The sequence below is a fragment of the Xanthomonas hortorum pv. pelargonii genome, from assembly GCF_024499015.1.
Taxonomy (GTDB): domain Bacteria; phylum Pseudomonadota; class Gammaproteobacteria; order Xanthomonadales; family Xanthomonadaceae; genus Xanthomonas; species Xanthomonas hortorum_B.
On record NZ_CP098604.1, the window covers coordinates 4,936,628 to 4,956,182 of the forward strand.

General features: G+C 63.7%; 4 protein-coding genes and 5 pseudogenes. All 9 read right to left on the reverse strand.

Going from position 1 to position 19,555, the window contains the following annotated elements:
• Positions 1 to 270: 270 nt before the first annotated feature.
• Positions 271 to 2,528, reverse strand: a pseudogene (locus NDY25_RS21110) (methyl-accepting chemotaxis protein).
• 470 nt (positions 2,529 to 2,998) lie between these two features.
• A pseudogene (locus tag NDY25_RS21115) lies at positions 2,999 to 5,474 on the reverse strand (methyl-accepting chemotaxis protein).
• A gap of 89 nt (positions 5,475 to 5,563) precedes the next feature.
• Complete coding sequence (locus NDY25_RS21120) at positions 5,564 to 7,813, reverse strand: methyl-accepting chemotaxis protein (protein WP_168958812.1); 2,250 nt, start codon at positions 7,811 to 7,813, stop codon at positions 5,564 to 5,566.
• A 389-nt stretch (positions 7,814 to 8,202) separates the two neighbouring features.
• The gene (locus NDY25_RS21125) at positions 8,203 to 10,506 is read right to left on the reverse strand and encodes a methyl-accepting chemotaxis protein (protein ID WP_256627658.1); all 2,304 of its coding nucleotides are present in this window, start codon (positions 10,504 to 10,506) and stop codon (positions 8,203 to 8,205) included.
• 226 nt (positions 10,507 to 10,732) lie between these two features.
• The gene (locus NDY25_RS21130; protein WP_168958814.1) at positions 10,733 to 13,534 is read right to left on the reverse strand and encodes a methyl-accepting chemotaxis protein; all 2,802 of its coding nucleotides are present in this window, start codon (positions 13,532 to 13,534) and stop codon (positions 10,733 to 10,735) included.
• A 55-nt stretch (positions 13,535 to 13,589) separates the two neighbouring features.
• A pseudogene (locus tag NDY25_RS21135) lies at positions 13,590 to 15,197 on the reverse strand (methyl-accepting chemotaxis protein); the annotation flags it as partial.
• Positions 15,198 to 15,245: 48 nt separating this feature from the next.
• Positions 15,246 to 15,887, reverse strand: a pseudogene (locus tag NDY25_RS23245) (cache domain-containing protein); the annotation flags it as partial.
• Between the two features lie 227 nt (positions 15,888 to 16,114).
• Entirely contained in the window at positions 16,115 to 16,648 is a 534-nt protein-coding gene (locus NDY25_RS21140) for a hypothetical protein (RefSeq protein ID WP_168958816.1), read from the reverse strand.
• A gap of 553 nt (positions 16,649 to 17,201) precedes the next feature.
• Positions 17,202 to 19,491, reverse strand: a pseudogene (locus NDY25_RS21145) (methyl-accepting chemotaxis protein).
• Between the last annotated feature and the right edge of the window lie 64 nt (positions 19,492 to 19,555).

Genomic DNA, 19,555 nt, shown 5'->3' on the forward strand with positions numbered 1-19,555 from the left:
TGGCGCGGGGTGACGTGCACGATGTGAAGTGCGATTTCACGCTTGCCGCAGTGCCTGCGGGTTGCGTGCAGGCAGCGATGTCGCGCACAACGCAAAACGGCACCGCAAGAGCGGTGCCGTGGTGAACATCTTGCAGATGCAGATGGTGCAGATGCAGATTTGCGTGAGCGCGTGCTTGAGACGATTGCGCAAGGCGCAACCGTCTCAAGCGCGATGTGGAAGCACTGAGGCGTGCTTAAAACCGCATTGCCGACAGCGGTGGGGCGTGGATCAGAACTCCTGCCAATCGCTCGGGTCGGCCGCTGCTGCCGAGGCGCCAGTCACGCTGCGACGCGGCGGAGCGATGCTGCCGGCACGTGCGGCCGGACGCGCAGCGAAGCGGGCATTGGCCGGTGCCTTGGCAATGGCCGAGAGTTGACGCGTGACGGCGGTTTGCTCGGCGACCTTGAACACCGCAACCGCTTCGGTGAGCTGCTGGGCCTGTTCTTCCATCGCCCGTGCGGCGGCAGTGGCTTCTTCCACCAGTGCGGCGTTCTGCTGGGTGGTTTCGTCCATCTGGGTCACGGTCTGGTTGACCTGCTCGATACCTGCGTACTGCTCCTGCGAGGCCGAGGAGATCTCGCTCATGATGTTGGTCACGCGCTGCACGCTGGCGACGATTTCGGCCATGGTGGTGCCGGCCTGGTCGACCAGGGTGGCGCCCTGGGTGACCTTGCTGACCGAGTCGTCGATCAGGTGCTTGATCTCCTTCGCCGCACCGGCCGAACGCTGCGCCAGGGTGCGCACTTCGGAGGCCACCACCGCAAACCCGCGGCCCTGCTCGCCGGCGCGCGCCGCTTCCACCGCGGCATTCAAGGCCAGGATATTGGTCTGGAAGGCGATGCCGTCGATGACGCTGATGATCTCGGCAATCTTCTTCGACGAACCCTGGATGTCGGCCATGGTGGTGACCACCTTGGCCACCACATCGCCGCCTTGCGAGGCCACGGCAGCGGCGCCGATGGCGAGCTGATTGGCTTGGCTTGCGTGTTCGGCGTTCTGCTTGACGGTGGAAGTGAGTTCTTCCATCGAGGCGGCGGTTTCTTCCAGATTGGCGGCCTGTTGCTCGGTACGCTGCGACAGATCCTGGTTGCCGGAGGCGATTTCGCCCGAGGCCGACCCAATCGCATTGGCGGCCAGCTGGATGCGGCCCACGATGCCGGCCAGTTGTTCGGCGGTGGCGTTGGCGTCGTCGCGCATCTGGGCGAACACGCCCTGGTACTGGCCGGTCATGCGGGCGGTGAGATCGCCGGCAGCGATCGACTGCAACAGGCCCGAGAGCGACTGCAGATTGCCGTCGGCGGTGGCCATCAGGTGGTTGAGGCTTTCCACCATGATGCGGAAATCGAACTGGAACTGCTCGGCGTTGCCGCGTGCGCTGAAGTCGCCGTTGGCGGCGGCCTGCGCCAGATGCTTGATCTCCGCATTCATCGTCGACAGGTTCACCTTGACCTGATTCATCGCCGTGGTGATCGCCGCCTTTTCGCCCGGCAATTGCGGCATGTCTTCGCTCAGATCACCGATCGCGTAACGCTCCACCAGGTGGATGGTCTGCGTCTCGAGCTTGATGTGCGCGGCGACCAGCTCGTTGGTGTCGGTGGCCATGCGGCCGTAGTCGCCGGGGAATGCACCGGCATCCATACGGAAGCTGATCTGACCTTCGTCATGGCGCTTGGCCATATCCAGCTGCGCGCTGATGAGATTGCGTACCTGGCTCTGCATGCGGTCCATTGCGTGCAACAGGCGGCCGGTTTCATCGTTGGATTGCGTGCGCACGTCGTTGTCGAGGTTGCCGTTGGCAATCGCCTCGGCAGCACGGGTGGCCTGTGTCAGCGGGCGCACCAGGCTGCGGGTGATCAGAAAGCCCAGCAGGCCGCTGAACAGCACCACCGCCACGCCGCCGCCGATCAACATGGCACGGCCGCGCACCATCTCGGCAGTGGTTGTTACGTAAGATTCGGTAGCGCGGCGGCGCTGTAGATCAGAATACACAGCCAATGCTTGCTGCCACCGCTCGGTGGCCGGCGCGGATTTTGCAGCAGCAGCGCAAGCGCTTCGTCGGACTTGCCACTCAAACCCAGCTCGGCGACGCGGGCATTGGCTTTATTTGCCTCTTCGCTGGCCTGGTCGATCTTCTGCCGGATTGCGGTGGCTTCCGGCGATGCAGAAAACACGTACAGCTTGCTGCGGGTGTCTTCGTAGCTTTTCACCTGGTCGTTGATGACTCCGGCAAAGCGCAGATTGTCTTCCTGCGTGGTCGGCAACACGATGTTGCGCAGTTGCAGGGCGACGACCGATGTCGCGTTGGTCATGTCCTGCAGATACTGCATCATCGTGATCTGGCGGTTCACCACGGTGTCCATGCGGTCGCGCGCCTGCGCCAGCGTGTAGAGGCCGGCGGCGACCAGCCCGCATGACAACAGGATCAGCGTGCCGAAAGCGAAAGTCAGGCGCTTGCCGACGTTATACCGTTGAAGAAGAGCGATCATTGTGGGGTCTCGAGGCAGTGGCAAGAAGGACAAGACGCGTCGGCGCGGACGCGTTGGGCACTAGGTGAGGTAACGCAGGGCTGGGCATGGAGCGAGCCGATCATCGGTGCATGTGATACGTCGTCACGACGCGACCGAGTGCAGGGCAGGTATGCATGCTTGTGATCTGTAACGGCCGGCTTGCTTGCCGCTTGATTCGCCAGGCCCATCGCGTATGGGTGGCCGTCATCGAAGTGACGTGGATGTGCACAAACTGCCCGCAAACCTCGATGCGGGGATACCTAGACACGCATCGACGGCAGCGGATTCACGTCGTGATCACGCTTTTAAAAAGCACTGCGAAGGTGCCGCTTCGAGCACGGCGGGGTAACAACCACCGAGTACGCCTGGATGCACGCTAGCTGTTTCGGCGTACTGGCGTGCGGCATCAGACCGATGGATGCAAGGCCGCGTGCAATGGACTCACGCCGTCACGCGGCGCGACCAAGCCGGGCGGGTGTGGCGTCTGCCTGTAACTGAAACACCGAGACAGCATCGCGCAACTGCTGCGCCTGTTCTTCCATCGAACGTGCGGCGGCGGTGGCTTCTTCCACCAGCGCGGCATTCTGCTGGGTGGCCTGGTCCATCTGTGCGATGGTCTGGCCCACCTGCTCGATGCCTTGCGACTGCTGCTGCGAGGCTTCGCTGATCTCGTGCATGATCTCGGTGACGCTGCGCACCGAGTCGACGATGTCCTGCATGGTGCGGCCGGCCTGGCCGACCAGCTGGTTGCCGTGTTCGACCCGGCTCACCGAGTCGTCGATCAGCTGCTTGATCTCTTTTGCAGCACCGGCCGAACGTTGTGCCAGCGTGCGCACCTCGGAGGCGACCACCGCGAAACCGCGCCCCTGTTCGCCGGCACGCGCGGCTTCCACCGCCGCATTCAAGGCCAGGATATTGGTCTGGAAGGCGATGCCGTCGATGACGCCGATGATGTCGGCGATCTTTTTGGAGGCGGCCTGGATGCCGGCCATGGTGCCGACCACTTGCCCGACCACATCGCCACCTTGCGAGGCCACCGAGGCCGCACCGACCACCAGTTGATTGGCGCGGCGGGCGTGCTCGGCGTTGTTGCGCACGGTGGAGGTGAGTTCTTCCATCGAGGCGGCGGTTTCTTCCAGATTGGCCGCTTGTTGCTCGGTGCGCTGCGACAGATCCTGGTTGCCGGAAGCAATCTCGCTGGCGGCCTCGTTGATCGCATCGGTGGCGTGCTGGATACGCCCGACGATGTCGGCCAACTGCGCAACGGTGGCATTGGCATCGTCGCGCATGCGTGCGAACACGCCATGGAAGTCGCCGTGCATGCGGGTGGTGAGATCGCCGGCGGCGATCGCCTGCAGCACGCTGGAGAGCGAGGTCAGATTGGCGTCGGCGGTGGCCATCAGTTGATTGAGGCTGTCCACCATCGCGCGGAAGTCGTATTGAAAACGCTGCGCATCGCCACGCACGCTGAAATCGCCGTTGGCGGCAGCCTGCGCGAGCAACTTGATCTCGCTGTTCATCGCCGACAGGTTGGCCTTGACGGTATCCATGGTGTCGCTGAGCACGGACTTTTCGCCGGGCAGGCGATCCATGTCCTGGCTCAGATCGCCGATCGCGTAGCGCGACATGATGTGTGCGAGCTGCATCATCACCGCGATGTGCGAGCCGACCAGGCTGTTGGTCTCGCGCACCATGGTGGCGTAGGCACCGGGGAAGCTCTCGGCCTGCATGCGATAGCCGATTTGGCCGGCGTCGTGGCGCTGCGCCATCTCGCTCTGTGCGGCCAGCACGGCCTGCAACTGGTCCTGCATCTGGCGCATGTTGTCGAGCAACTGGCCGGTCTCGTCGCGGCCGGGTGGCACGATGCGTTCGTCCAGCCGGCCTTGCGCGATGTTGGCGGCCACCGCGGCGGCGCGGCGCACATTGCGGGTCAGTGTGGACAAGGTGTACCAGCCAAGGGCGGCAATCAGCACGGCCAGCACCGACAGGCCGGCGATCGCCTGCCACATTGCGTTACGGGCTTGGACCAGGTGACGTTCGGACTGCCGCTGCAATGCCTGCAACGACACGCCACTGAGATCCTGCATGGCCTGGCCAAGCGCATCGAGCGCGGCGTTCCAGTGCGTATCTGCCTGTGCGTCGCTGTCTTCCAGCGCACTGCCGAGTGTGGCCAGCGCTGTGCGTGCACGCGCCGATTCGGTCTTGGCGGCAGTGGCCAGGGCAGGGTCCGGTTGTTCCAGCAAGCCCATCGCCTTGTCCAGCTCATGCCGAAAGCGCAGGTGGTTGCGTGCAAGCTGGTTGAGTTGCTCGCGCAGCACTGGCGCGGCTGTCGGCGGCCTGCGAGGGGTCGGTGGCGGCGTCCAGCCGGGTCAGCGACTCGGTGGCATCGGGGCTATAGATCAGCGTGGCCACCACCAGGTGGTAGCTCTCGATATACGGGGTGTAGACCAGTTGGCTGTCGTCGCGCAGTGCATCCAGCGCGGCAAATGCCTGCTCGCTCAGTGCGGCGTAGCCGTCTGCGGCAACGCCAGCGATGTGGCGTTTTTGCAGGGCGAGTAATTCTTTCTGGCTGCGTTCGAAGCCGGGCATGCGCGCGGTGGTGGCGAGCAGCTGTTGCAGATCGCGATCGGCGCGTTGCGCGGCCGTGCTGGCGGCGGTGCCGCTATCCACATGTGCAGCATGCAGGTCGGTGATCAGGCCCAGCATCTGCCCGAGCGGGGCATAGCTGCGCAGTTCGTTGCTGCTGATGGACACGCTTTCATTGAGCTTGCCGCTGTAGAGCAGCACCGGGATGACCATGCCGACCAAGGCGAGTACACCGATGATGCCGAGCTTTCTGGCGATTGCCAGATCGTCCCAGCGGCTGCTCCAGCGGCGCGGGGAGGGGTGGGCAGTCTGAGTCGACAGCGCGGGCGAAGTGGTCATTGATGCGTCTCGAAGGCGTACGCAACCTATCGGCCAATAGCTGCTATGCCTTGAGCCGGCCGGCACGATGGCCGGCCGGCTCCATTCAGTCAAAACTCCTGCCAGCTGCTGTCGTTGCTGGGTGCGGTGACTACGGCACGCGGCTTGGACACGGCGCTGCGACCGGCTGCGGCGACCTTGGCCTTGACGGCCGTGGTCACTGCCGGGCGCAGCACCGCAGCGCGTACCGGTGCCTGGGCATAGGCGGCATCGGTCTTGAACACCGCCACGGCGTCGGTGAGCTGGGTGGCCTGGTCTTCCAGCGCACGTGCGGCGGCAGTGGCTTCTTCCACCAACGCGGCGTTCTGCTGGGTGGTTTCGTCCATCTGGGTGATGGTCTGGTTGACCTGTTCGATCCCGGCCGACTGTTCCTGCGAGGCGGCGGAAATCTCGCCCATGATGTCGGTCACGCGCTGCACGCTGGCCACCACTTCGCCCATGGTCTTGCCGGCGGCGTGCACCAGTGCCGAGCCTTCGGCGACACGCTCGACCGAATCGTCGATCAGGCCCTTGATCTCCTTGGCCGCCGCAGACGAACGCTGGGCCAGCGTGCGCACTTCCGAGGCCACCACCGCGAACCCGCGGCCCTGTTCGCCGGCACGTGCCGCTTCCACCGCCGCGTTCAAGGCCAGGATATTGGTCTGGAAGGCGATGCCGTCGATGACGGAGATGATGTCGGCGATCTTCTTGGACGAGGCTTCGATGCCGCTCATGGTCTGCACCACCTTGCGGACCACGTCGCCGCCTTGCGAGGCCACGCTGGCCGCGCCGATGGCGAGCTGGTTGGCCTGGCGTGCGCCTTCGGCATTCTGCTTGACGGTGGAGGTGAGCTCTTCCATCGAGGCGGCGGTTTCTTCCAGGTTGGCGGCCTGTTGTTCGGTGCGCTGCGACAGATCCTGGTTGCCGGCGGCGATCTCGCTGGCGGCGCCCTTGATCGAAATCGCCGACTCCTTGATGCCGCTGACGATCTCGGCCAGCTGCGTGGCCGTGGCATTGGCATCGTCACGCATCTGCGCGAACACGCCGCGGAAATCGCCGCTCATGCGTGCGGTGAGATCGCCGGCAGCGATCGACTGCAACAGGCCGGACAACGCCTGCAGGTTGCCGTCGGCGGTGGACATCAGGTTATTGAGGCTTTCCACCATCACACGGAAGTCGTACTGGAAGCGCTCGGCATCGCCGCGGGCGCTGAAGTCGCCATTGGCGGCCGACTGGGCCAGGTGCTTGATCTCGGTATTCATCGCGCCGAGGTTGAGCTTGACCTGCGCCATGGTGTCGCTGAGCACGGCCTTTTCGCCGGGCAGCTTTTCCATGTCCTCGGACAGATCACCGATCGCGTAGCGGCCCATGATCTGCGCCAGACGCATCTTCACCGCGATGTGCGAGCCCACCAGGTTGTTGGTGTCGTGCGCCATGCGGCCGTACTCGCCGGGGAAGGCTGCCGCATCGATGCGGAAGCTGATCTGGCCGTCGTCGTGACGCTTGGCCATGTCGGTCTGCGCGCTGAGCAGGTTGCGCAGTTGCAGCTGCATCTTGCTCATGGCCTTGAGCAGGCGGCCGGCTTCGTCATTGGCCTGCGTGTTGACGTCGTTGTCCAGGTTGCCGCCGGCAATCGCTTCTGCGGCGCGGGTGGCGCGGCTCAACGGCTGGGTGAGGCTGCGGGTGATCAGCAGGCCCAGCGTACCGCTCAGCAGCACCACCAGCAGCGAACCGCCGATCAGCAGCTTGCGTGAGTCGTCCATGGACTTCAGCGCCACTGCGGATGCGTCGGCAGACAGCCTGTCCTGCAAGGCGATGTTTTCGGCGATCTTGTCCTGCCACTGCTGCATTGCAGGTGCAGCCTTGGTCAATAGCAAAGGCAGTGCCTCGTCGCTGTGGTTCGTCATGACCAGATCGATGACCTTGTCGTTCAATTCCTTGGCAACCGCGCGACGACGATCGACCTCCGCCCGAATGGCCTTGCCTTCTTCGGATGGCGGAATCTTGTACAGCTCATCGCGCGCCTTGAGATAGTCGGCGCGCGCACCCTTGATGATCTCGATGAATCGGAGGTTGTCTTCGTTGGAGGTCGGCAGCACGACATTGCGAATCTGCATTGAAATGATGTAATTGGCATTCATCATGTCGTTGGACAGCCGGATCTTCACCATATTCTGGTGCACCAGATGGTCGACAAGCACACGTGCCGAGGTCAGCCCGCGATAGCCGATGAAGGCGATGATGCCTGACAACACGATCAGCACGGCAAAAGCCGCCGCCAATCGAGGGCCGACGTTGTAGCGTTGGAAAAGTGCGGTCATGACAGATCCTGGATGGCGTTATGCGATGAAAAGGAGCGACCGAGTAGCGCCGACCACTTGCTGTATGCCGCGTCGCTATGCGCAGTAACGGCGCGTCATGCTGATCACTTAATACCTCGATATCAGAAATATATAAGTCGAGTCACGCTTGTGAAAATGGCGTAGACAAATAAATCGTTTTCCGATCCGCATTAAAATTTCCAGAGTGTCGATAATGTCGAGCTGGACCGATCAATAATTAATACATAAGTAAAATATTATTATATATATGCGTTTATCCTTATCTCATTGCTGAGGCTGCTTTCGAAACGTTGCGACAATAAAAAAGCCACGCTCTCGAAAGAGCGCAGCTTCGATGTCACCGGCCTGCAGCCTGCCGATGAGTGCGTTTAGAACTCCGCCCAATCCGACTCGTTGGACGGCGCCGCTGCGGCGGCAGTACGTGCGGTCGACCGTGCGGTAGCTGGCTTGGAGGCAGCCAGCTTGGACACCGATGACCTGGCAGCGGGCGTCTTGGCAGCAGGCGCAGTGCTGGCGGCTGGACGCTTGGCGGTGATGTGGCGCACCACCGGGGTGGCGCGTGTCACTGCTTCCAGCTCGGCCGACAGCCGGAACAGCGCGACCGCTTCGGTGAGCTGCTGCGCCTGCTCTTCCATCGAGCGTGCGGCGGCGGTGGCTTCTTCCACCAGCGCGGCGTTCTGCTGGGTGGCTTCGTCCATGTGGGTGACGGTCTGGTTGACCTGTTCGATACCGGCCGACTGCTCCTGCGAGGCGGCGGAAATCTCGCTCATGATGTCGGTGACGCGCTGCACCGAAGAGACGATCTCGCTCATGGTGCTGCCGGCCTGATTGACCAGCGCCGAGCCTTCGGCCACCTTGCTCACCGAGTCGTCGATCAGGCTCTTGATTTCCTTCGCTGCGCCGGCCGAACGCTGTGCCAGCGTGCGTACTTCCGAGGCGACCACCGCAAATCCACGGCCCTGCTCACCGGCACGCGCCGCTTCCACCGCCGCATTCAACGCGAGGATGTTTGTCTGGAAGGCGATACCGTCGATGACGCTGATGATCTCGGCGATCTTTCTGGACGAGGTCTCGATGCCGGACATGGTGGTGACCACCTGGCCGACGACGCTGCCACCGTGTGAGGCCACACCGGCTGCGCCGATCGCCAGCTGATTGGCCTGGCGCGCGTGTTCGGCGTTCTGCTTGACGGTGGAGGTGAGTTCTTCCATCGAGGCGGCGGTTTCTTCCAGATTGGCCGCCTGCTGCTCGGTGCGCTGCGACAGGTCCTGGTTGCCGGCGGCGATTTCGCCCGCGGCGGTGTTGATAGCCAAGGTGGAGTGCTTGATGCGGCCGACGATGTCGGTCAGGCGCTGGGTGGTGGCATTGGCATCGTCGCGCAGGCGCGCGAACACGCCGTGGAACTCGCCATCCATACGCGCGGTGAGATCGCCCTCGGCCACTGCACCGAGCAACTGCGAGAGCTTGCCCAGATTGCGGTCGCTGACTTCCATCATCGAGTTCAGATCCGACACCATCACCGCGAAGTCGTACTTGAAGCGTGCTGCATCGCCACGTGCGCTGAAATCGCCGGCGGCGGCGGCCTGTGCCAGCTGCTTGATCTCGGTGTTGATCGACAACAGGCTGGCCTTGGCCGCATCCATCGCTTCATGCAGGATCGCGCGGCTGGCCGGCAGACGGCGTGCGTCCTGGGTCAGGTCGCCTTGCGCGTATTGATTGAGGATGCGCACCGAATCGGTGATGGCATCCAGATGCTCGAAGATCATCGTGTTGATGCCGCCGGCCAGGTTGCCGTACACGCCGGGGAAATCTTCCGGCATGCGGTGGGTGATGTCTTCGGCCGCATGCAGATGCGACATGCGCGCGGTTTCGTCGCTGAAGCGGCGCAGCATTTGCGTCATGCCACCGGTGGCCTCCAGCATCTGGCCGATTTCGTCGTTGCTGGTCTTGCTGACCTGCACGCTCAGATCGCCACGCGAGACCGCCTTGATCGCGCCCAGTGCCTTGGACAGCGGGGTGGTGATGCTGCGTGCGATCAACCAGCCGAAGGTGACCGACAACGCTGCCATCAGCAGCGTGCCGAGCAACAGCACCGCGCTGGTGAGTTTGAACGAGGATGCGCTGGCAGCGACCATATCGCTCAGTGCCTTGGACTGCTGTGCATAGAGCTTGTCGACCGAGGCGAACAGTTCCTTTCGGATCTCGCCGGACTGCTTGCGCGAAAATTCCATCGCTGCGGTGCGGTCAGGGTCTGTGTAGAGCTTGCGCAGTTGCTGGTTGGCCGCGAAGTAGCGTGCGCTGGCATCGGTCAGCTTGGCGTACTCGGCCTTCAGCGGCGAAGCGGCGCCGATCTTGGTATCCAGGATTTTCTGCGTTTCGACGTACTTGGCCTGGATCTCGTCCATGCGCTTGAAGAACATCGCATAGCGTTCCGGATCGTCGAGATTGACGAACTGGCCCACTTCATAAACGCGGAATTCGCCAGCGAAACCACGCAACTCGGACAGGCGGCTCAGCACCGGCACCACGTCCTGATTGATCAGGTCGGTTTCCTGCTGCATCTGCTTCATGCGTGAAAAGCCGAGTCCACCCAGCAGGGCAGTCAGCACGGCGCTCAGGCAAAAGGCAGCCATCAGTTTGCGACGGATCGGCCAATCGTTGAATTTGTTCATCAGTTACTCCGGAGCATTACGCAGGAACGCTGTCCTGGTGGCTAACGGCCTGGAGCGATGATTCTTTATCTTTGAAGGATGAACGGTGCGGCGAACGGCTTGCGTGGGCCGCGATCAAGCCGCTTGAGAAGCGGCCGTGGCGGGCAGGGCGGGGACGCCAGTTGCAGGTCATGCGTAGGGGTGAAGATGCCTGGCTGCTGCAGTACGCACGCAGCGAACGCCTGTATCAGAATTCGTGCCACTGACTGTCGTTGCCCGCGTTGCTCGACGTCCTGCCTGCCGAGTGAGGCTGCGGCGCTGCCACATGCTTGCCGGCTACTGGCGCACGTTTGGGAGAAGGCGCAGCGCTGAAGGCCGGTTTGACGTTCGATTTGGCGGTGGATGCAACAGGCTTGGGCCTGGCTGCAGGCGTGAGCTTGAACACCGCCACCGCGTCGGTCAGCTGGCCGGCCTGTTCTTCCATTGCACGTGCCGCAGCGGTGGCTTCTTCCACCAGCGCTGCGTTCTGCTGGGTGGCTTCGTCCATCTGGGTGACGGTAAGGTTGACCTGCTCGATCCCGCTGGATTGCTCCTGCGAGGCGGCGGAAATCTCGCCCATGATGTCGGTGACGCGCTGCACGCTGGCCACGATTTCACTCATGGTGGTGCCGGCCTGATGCACCAGCGACGCGCCCTGCGCGACCTTGCTCACCGAATCGTCGATCAGGTGCTTGATCTCTTTTGCAGCGCCGGCCGAACGCTGTGCGAGCGTGCGCACCTCGGAGGCGACCACCGCAAAACCACGGCCCTGTTCGCCGGCACGCGCCGCTTCCACGGCCGCGTTCAAGGCCAGGATATTGGTCTGGAACGCGATGCCGTCGATGACGCTGATGATCTCGGCGATCTTCTTCGAAGACACTTGAATGCCGGACATGGTGGTGACCACCTGCGCCACCACCGCGCCGCCATGCGAGGCGACATCGGCGGCGCCGATCGCCAGCTGGTTGGCCTGACGTGCGCTCTCGGCGTTCTGCTTGACGGTGGAGGTGAGTTCTTCCATCGATGCGGCGGTTTCTTCCAGATTGGCCGCCTGTTGTTCGGTGCGTTGCGACAGATCGTTGTTGCCGGCGGCAATTTCGCTGGCCGCTGCATTGATCTGCGTGGCCGAGGTCTGGATGCCGGAAACGATCTCGGTCAACTGCGCCACGGTGGCATTGGCGTCATCGCGCATGCGCGCAAACACACCCTGGAAGTCGCCATCCATGCGCACGCTGAGGTCGCCTTCGGCCAGCGCGCTGAGCAGGCTGGAAATACGCTCCAGTCCCTGCGAGGTGGTGTCCAGCAAACCATTGAGCTGACGGCCGAATTCCAGATAGAAGCCGTGCTTGTCGTCCAATGCGAGGCGCTGCCCGAAGTCGCCCATCAAGGCGGACTGCACCACTGCAGCGACTTCTTGTTGCGTGCTGACCTCGGCGCTGACATTGCGCCACAGCAACATGCTGCCGCTGCGATGACCGTCGGCGGCATACAGCGGGGTCATGGTCAGGTCCAGCGTGACCGGACCGAAGGTGTAACGCTCCAGCGTGGTGGACTGCAGGTGCTGCAGGCGTTGCGAGCGCGCCTTGCCGTCGGCGTCAGCGCCGAATACATAGTCCAGCGGTTTGCCCACCACCGCATCGGCGCTGAAGCCCTGCTGGCCCTTTGCGTGAAACGCCGCTTCGCCGCATTTCAACGAGGTGTGCAGCGCTTCGGTGATGAACACCGCGTTGTGCTGTTCGTCGGCGAGCAGCACTTCCATCTCCGAATGCTCCAGCGCGGTGCGGATGCGCAGGTTTTCGTTGGCGATCTGCGCATCGCGCTCGATGCGCTGGCGCAGGTCGCTCTGCATGCGGCGCATGGCGCCCATCAGGCGGCCGACCTCGTCCTGGCGCTGCACGGCGATCTGGTTGTCCAGCTTGCCGGACGCGATCGCATCGGCCACTTTTGCAGCGGCATCGAGCGGGCGCACCACCTGACGGCGCAATAGCGCCAGCAGCGCAAGGCTGAGCACCAGTGCCGAACCCAGACCAACCGCCAGAATGCTCCACAACAGGCGATGCGCCTGCTGCATGATCGTTGCATACGGCACCACCACGCCCAGCGCAAAGCGCTCCTGCGCCTGGCCGATCTGCAGCGGTACATAGGCGCTCACCGCGCCGTTGCTGTCCGGGGTGAAGTCGATGGCGTCCTTGCCGGCCTTGATCGCATCCAGCATGGCGCGGTGGCGTGCATCGTTGGCCGGCTTGCCGATGCGGGCGGTGTCGCGCGAGGCCAGCACGATGCCGCCGGGCGACAGCAGTTCCACATAGCCGCCGTCCATCGGGTGCAGGGCGCTCAGGCGCTGCTGCAATGCGGCCAGCGCGATATCCACCGAGACCACGCCCAGATACGTGCCGTCCTGCATGATCGGCGTGGACAGGGTGGTCATCAGCACGGTCTTGCCGCCGATCTGATAATCGTAAGGTTCGGCCACGATCTGCCGGCCAAGTTCGCGCGGCTTGATGTTCCAGTCGCCCAGGCCCGGGGTTTCGTAATCGGCGAGCGGCTCGCGTACCAGGGTCTGCCCGTCGCGCCCCCAATAGGTCATGAAACGGCCGCTGGCATCGTGGCCTTTGGCGCTGACATAGGCACTGTCCTTGCCGTCGAACGCCTGCGCTTCCCACAGCGTGCCCATGCCCACCCACTCGGGGTGGTCCTGCAGTTGGTCGTGCACCACCGCGGCGGCCGTCTCGCGATTGATGGTGCCGTTGGCCCGCTGCACCAGCAGCGTGGTGGCCAGGGCCTTGCCGGTGGTGAATGCCTGGCCCAACTCGCCGCCGATCTGCTCGGCCTGGAAATGCGCCGCGTTCTGCATCGTGGCCTGCGCAGACGCGTTCAAGGCGCGGCTGCTCTGCCAGTAGCTGATGGCCGCGGTCAGACCGAAGCACAGCAATGCGGCCACTGCGGTGCCCAGCATCAGGCGGTACGCCAGACTGCCGCCGGAGCGAGATTGCGTGGAAGACACGGTCATGGGAGTCGCTGCGAAAGAAGGGGGTGACTGCTGAAGGCGACGGTGTGGATGTTGCTCAGCCGGTGGCGAGCATGGCTCCTGCGCGTGCGCCAACGCGGCTGTGGCTGCGCTGTGCAGGAACCGCTGCGCTCACCCGGAAGCTGGACACCGCCTCGTCGAGCTGCTGCGCCTGCTGCTGCATGGCGTTGGCGGCGGCGGTGGCTTCTTCCACCAGCGCGGCGTTCTGCTGGGTGCTCTCGTCCATCTGGGTAACGGTGAGATTGACCTGCTCGATACCGGCCGATTGTTCCTGGGAGGCAGCGGAGATCTCGCTCATGATGTCGGTCACGCGCTGCACCGAGGACACGATTTCGGCCATGGTCTTGCCTGCCTGATCCACCAGCGCCGAGCCCTGTGCCACCTTGCCGACCGAGTCGTCGATCAGGTGCTTGATCTCTTTCGCCGCGCCGGCTGAGCGCTGTGCCAGCGTGCGCACTTCCGAGGCCACAACCGCAAACCCGCGACCCTGTTCGCCGGCACGCGCGGCTTCCACCGCCGCGTTCAAGGCCAGGATGTTGGTTTGAAAGGCGATGCCGTCGATGACGCTGATGATTTCGGCGATTTTCTTGGACGAGGTCTGGATACCGGACATGGTGTCCACCACCTGGCTGACCACGTGCCCGCCTTGCGATGCCACCGATGCCGCGCCGATCGCCAGTTGATTGGCCTGGCGTGCGCTCTCGGCGTTTTGCTTCACGGTGGAGGTGAGTTCCTCCATCGAGGCGGCGGTTTCTTCCAGATTGGCCGCTTGTTGTTCGGTGCGCTGCGACAGATCGTTGTTGCCGGCGGCGATTTCGCTGGCCGATCCGGTGATGGAACTGGCCGCTTGCTGGATGCGTCCGACGATGCCGGCCAACTGGGTTGCAGTGGTGTTGGCGTCATCGCGCATGCGTGCAAACACGCCGTGGAACTGGCCGTCCATGCGCGCAGTGAGGTCGCCCTCGGCCAGCGCGGCCAGCAGCTCGGACAGCTTGCCCAGGTTGCGGTCGCTGACCTCCATCATCGCGTTGAGGTCGTTGATCATGCGTGCCGAATCGTGCTTGAAGCGTGTGGCATCGCCGCGCTGGCTGAAGTCGCCATTGGCCGCAGCCTGGGCCAGACGCTTGATCTCGGTGTTGATCGCCAGCAGGCTGGCCTTGGCCGCATCCATCGCTTCATGCAGCACGGCACGCGTGCCGGGCAGGCGTTCGGCGTCACGCGACAGGTCGCCTTGCGCGTATTCGTTGAGTACCCCGATCGCATCGATGATGGCGTCCAGGTGTTCGAAGATCATGGTGTTGATGCCGCCGGCCAGCTCGCCGTAGACACCGGGGAAATCGGTCGGCATGCGATGGCTGACGTCTTCGCCGGCGTGCATGTGCATCATCACCTTGGTCTGCGCGGAGAAGCGCTCCAGCGTGTGCACCATCTCGTCGGTGGCCTTGAGCATCTGGCCGATTTCATCGCTGCCGTGCTGGGCGGTGCGCACGCTCAGATCGCCACGCGCCACGCCCTTGATGGCGGCAAGCGCACGCGACACCGGCTCCAGAATCGAGTTGCCGATCAGCCAGCCCACCAGCAGATTGATCAGTACCAGAACGCCGCCGGCCACGGCGACAATGCCGGTGAAGGCCAGCGCCTGCGCCTGGGTGTCGTCCAGATACACGCCGGTGCCGATCACCCAGCCCCACGGCTTGTACAGCGCCGCGTAGGAGGTCTTCTGCACCGGGTCTTTTTCGCCCGGCTTGGCCCAGGCGTAATCGACGTAGCCGCCGCCAGCCTGCGCGGCAGTGACGAATGCCGGAAAGATGCGCTTGCCGTCCGGGCTCAGCACATCGTTGAGCGGTTTTCCGTTGAGATCCGGGCGGGTGGGGTGCATCAGCATCACCGGCGCCTGGTCAGTGACGTAGATGTAATCCACACCGCCGCGTGCGCGCATCGTCGACAAGGTGGTCAGCGCTCTGCTCTTTGCGGTCGCCACATCCATCTCGCCCTTTTCAGCGCGCTCGGCGTAACCATTGACCACCGCGATCGCCATTTCGATCTGGCTCTTGAGCCCATCGCGGCGCGTATCGGTGAGATCCACGTACTGCATGCGCGCGGCGATGACCGCCAGCGCGATGATGCCCAGCGCCACCAACGCAGTCTGGAACAGGAACTTGCGCTTGAGCGGCACGTTGGCCAGCGTGTTTGCGATCGTGGTCTTAAACGTCATGGCAGGTATCCAGTGAAAGGATTGTGACCGGGATATGTCGGATAGCGACCCGATTGCAGAAATGTTGAGCGTTGCCCGACGGCTGGTGTGTGGGAGATTTGCAGTGCTTTTTGAAGCCATTCTTTGAAGCCATTGCTGGTCCCGCGCCGGCACATGACCTGGCAAGTCTGCGGCGGATTACGCGCACCGTCAGGCCGCGCAGCGCACGCCGCACGCCGACCTGGACGTCAGGTCGCGTGGATCGGCGCAGCGTGGGGGGCTGGCTGGAATGGGCTTGCGGTGCCGCCACGACCGAGGAGTGGCGGGGTAGGCGTTCGGCGGATGCGCAGTAGTTTTGTTAGCCGCTCTTAGTTGCGCTGCGTGCTGCTGACGCTTGCCACGGACTGCTGCAGGTTCTGCAATTCGCTCCACAACTGGTGGCGGGTATCGCCGGCGTGGCCGAGCGACAAGGCTTGTGCGGTTTGCAGATCGCCATCGTGCAGGGCGCGATTGGCCTGGCGGTGTTGCGCCAGATACTGGCCCAGTTGCTGTTGCACCAGCGCAAACTGCCGCGCCTGTTCGCCCTGCGGCGCGGTGGCCTGGAAGTAACCGGCATGCCGCGCGATACGTTGACGCAGATGGCCCAGACGCTCGTCGTAGGCATCGATGCGTGCGATGTCATGCGAGGCGGCAAGCTGCGCACGCTGGTCGTCGCGCAATTGCACCAGATCGATGGCAAGCGACTGCAGCGCGCTCACCGGGACGTTGTCCAGAAGCACCGAGACCGGCGCCGCCGGTGCGGCGAAAGAGGGGGGCAACGACACACCGGCAGCCAGCAGCGCGACAACGAGCATGGAGCCTAGCGTGTGGCGGGCAGAGCGTGTGGAATTGGCGGTGTGCATGCGGAGTTCCTTCGACGTAGCGCGGGCAAGACGGCCCTCATTGCTCTGTGTATCGGCCGCAGAAGCTTGCGCTTGATCACCTTTCGACCAACGGCAGTGTTGGGGGAATCTCAGGGGTGTTGCGATGTGGCCGGGGTGTTGCGACGTGGGGTATGTCTGCCGGTTTTTGCCAGATAGCAAAACGCCCCGACAGGAGCGGGGCGTTTTGAGGGGCAATGACAACGTGAGCGAAGGTGGAGTGCTGTGACAGCATTGCGCGTGATTGGCGGTTGGCGATTGGCCGCGGCGCCGTACCCTCACCCCAACCCCCGCTCCGCGCCCCGGCCCGCGCTTGCGGCGCGGGCGCTCTAAGGCACGCGCGCCTATGGCGCGCAAGCTGTGCCTTGTCGCCCCGGCGGGAGAGGGGCTATGAACCCTTCTCCCTGCGGGAGAAGGTGGCGCGAAGCGCCGGATGAGGGTACGGGCGCAGCCTCGTGCACTAAAAAGCACGTCGCTGGAACTGGCAGAGCAGTTGGTGGACAACTTAATTGGCACAGGGCTTCGCTCCGTACCCTCACCCCAACCCCTGCTCCGCGCCCCGGCCCGCGCTTGCGGCGCGGGCGCTCCAAGGCACGCGCGCCGATGGCGCGCAAGCTGTGCCTTGTCGCCCCGGCGGGAGAGGGGCTTTAAATCTGGCGCCTTCAGCCCTCGCTCCATTAAACCGCTGCCAGACGCCGCAGGGCCGGGATGTTCGTTACCGAAGCCAGCGCAGCGTTCGGCTGGATCTTGAAGATCGCCACCGCATCAGACAGCTGACCAGCCTGTTCTTCCATCGCACGTGCGGCGGCGCTGGCTTCTTCCACCAACGCGGCATTCTGCTGGGTGGCCTCGTCCATCTGCGTCACGGTGAGGTTGACCTGTTCGATGCCGGCGGATTGCTCCTGCGAGGCGGCGGAGATCTCGCCCATGATGTCGGTCACGCGCTGCACGCTTGCAACGACTTCGGTCATGGTGGTACCGGCCTGATTCACCAAGAGCGAGCCTTCGGCGACCTTGCCGACCGAATCGTCGATCAGGTGCTTGATCTCCTTGGCCGCACCAGCCGAGCGCTGAGCCAGCGTTCGCACCTCGGACGCAACCACCGCAAAACCACGACCCTGATCGCCGGCACGCGCCGCTTCCACGGCGGCATTCAAGGCCAGGATATTGGTCTGGAAGGCGATGCCGTCGATGACGCTGATGATGTCGGCGATCTTCTTCGACGATGCCTCGATGTCGGCCATCGTGGCGACCACCTTGTTCACCACCTCGCCACCTTGCGAAGCAACACTTGCCGCGCCGATCGCCAACTGGTTGGCCTGGCGGGCGCCTTCGGCGTTCTGCCTGACGGTGGAGGTGAGTTCTTCCATCGAGGCGGCGGTTTCTTCCAGGTTGGCCGCTTGTTGCTCGGTGCGCTGCGACAGGTCGTTGTTGCCGGCGGCAATGTCGCTGGCAGCGGCGTTGATCGACGTGGTCGCGTGCTGGATGCGCCCGACGATGCCGGACAACTGCTCGGTGGTGGCGTTGGCATCGTCGCGCATCTGTGCGAACACACCGTGGAACTGGCCATGCATCCGCTCGGTCAGATCGCCGGCGGCAATCGCCTGCAGCACCTTGGACAGCGCGCCCAGATTGCCGTCGGCGGTGGCCATCAGCTGGTTGAGGCTCTCCACCATCGCAAGGAAATCGTACTGGAAGCGCTGCGTATCGCCGCGCACGCTGAAGTCGCCATTGGCGGCGGCCTGCGCCAGCAATTTGATTTCGCTGTTCATTGCCAAGAGATTGCGCTTGACCGCGTCCATGGTGTCGCTGAGCACGGCCTTCTCGCCAGGCAGGCGGTCCATGTCCTGGCTCATATCGCCGATCGCATAGCGCGACATGATCCGTGCAAGCTTCATCTTCACCGCAATATGCGATTCGACCAGTGCATTGGTGTCGCGCACCATGCTGCCGTATTCGCCGGGAAATACCGCTTCGTCCATGCGGAAGCTGATCTGCCCGCTGTCGTGGCGGCGGGCCATGTCCTGCTGCGCTGCGGAGACGGCTTTGAGCTGTTCCTGCATGCCACGCATGCTGGTCAACAACTGGCCGGGTTCGTCGCCGGGCTGCGGGCCGATCGGGTTGTCCAGCTTGCCATGCGCGATCGCTTCGGCCACTTGGGTGGCTTGGGTCAATGGACGCACCAGACTGCGCGAAATCAACCACGCCAGTGCAGCGGCCAGAAACGCCGACAGCAGGCCGAAGGCGATCAGGGCGCGGTTGGCCAGTGCAACACTGCCCAGGATGGCGGCTGCACCGGCAGCGTTCTGCTGGTTCTGCAGTTCCACTGCGGCGGCAATCGCGTTGGAGCGGCGCTCCAGCAGCGGCTGTGCTTCACCGCTCAACAGCTGCTTGGCGCCATCCAGATTGCCGTCGCGGATCATGCCGAGCAGGCGGTTGTTGGTGGCACGGGCGGCGGTGAGGCTGTCTTCGATGGTCTGGCGTGCACGCATGCCATCTGCAGTGGTCGGCAGGCGTTTCAGCGCAGTCCACAACTCGGCGTAGTGCGCGCGATTGGCCTTGAGCTGCGCATCGATCGTGGGCTGTTGCTGCGGCGTGGCCAGCATGAAGTCGCGGATATAACGCTCGCCCAGCATATTGCTCTCGCGCATCTGGTTGAGCAGCTGCGCCTTGCGATTATTGATCTCGATAATGATGGAGACCTGGTTCTTGACCGTCTTGAATTCGTATAACGCCAGGCTGGTGGAGCCGGCCAATAAAACGATCAACAAGGTGAAGGCCAACGCCAGGCGTCGCCCGACATTGAGCGAATGCAGAAATTTCATGGTGTTCTCGGGGAGGGAGGGAGGAAAAGAGGTACAGCGGTAGCGTTCGCTGGCGGGTTTTCTT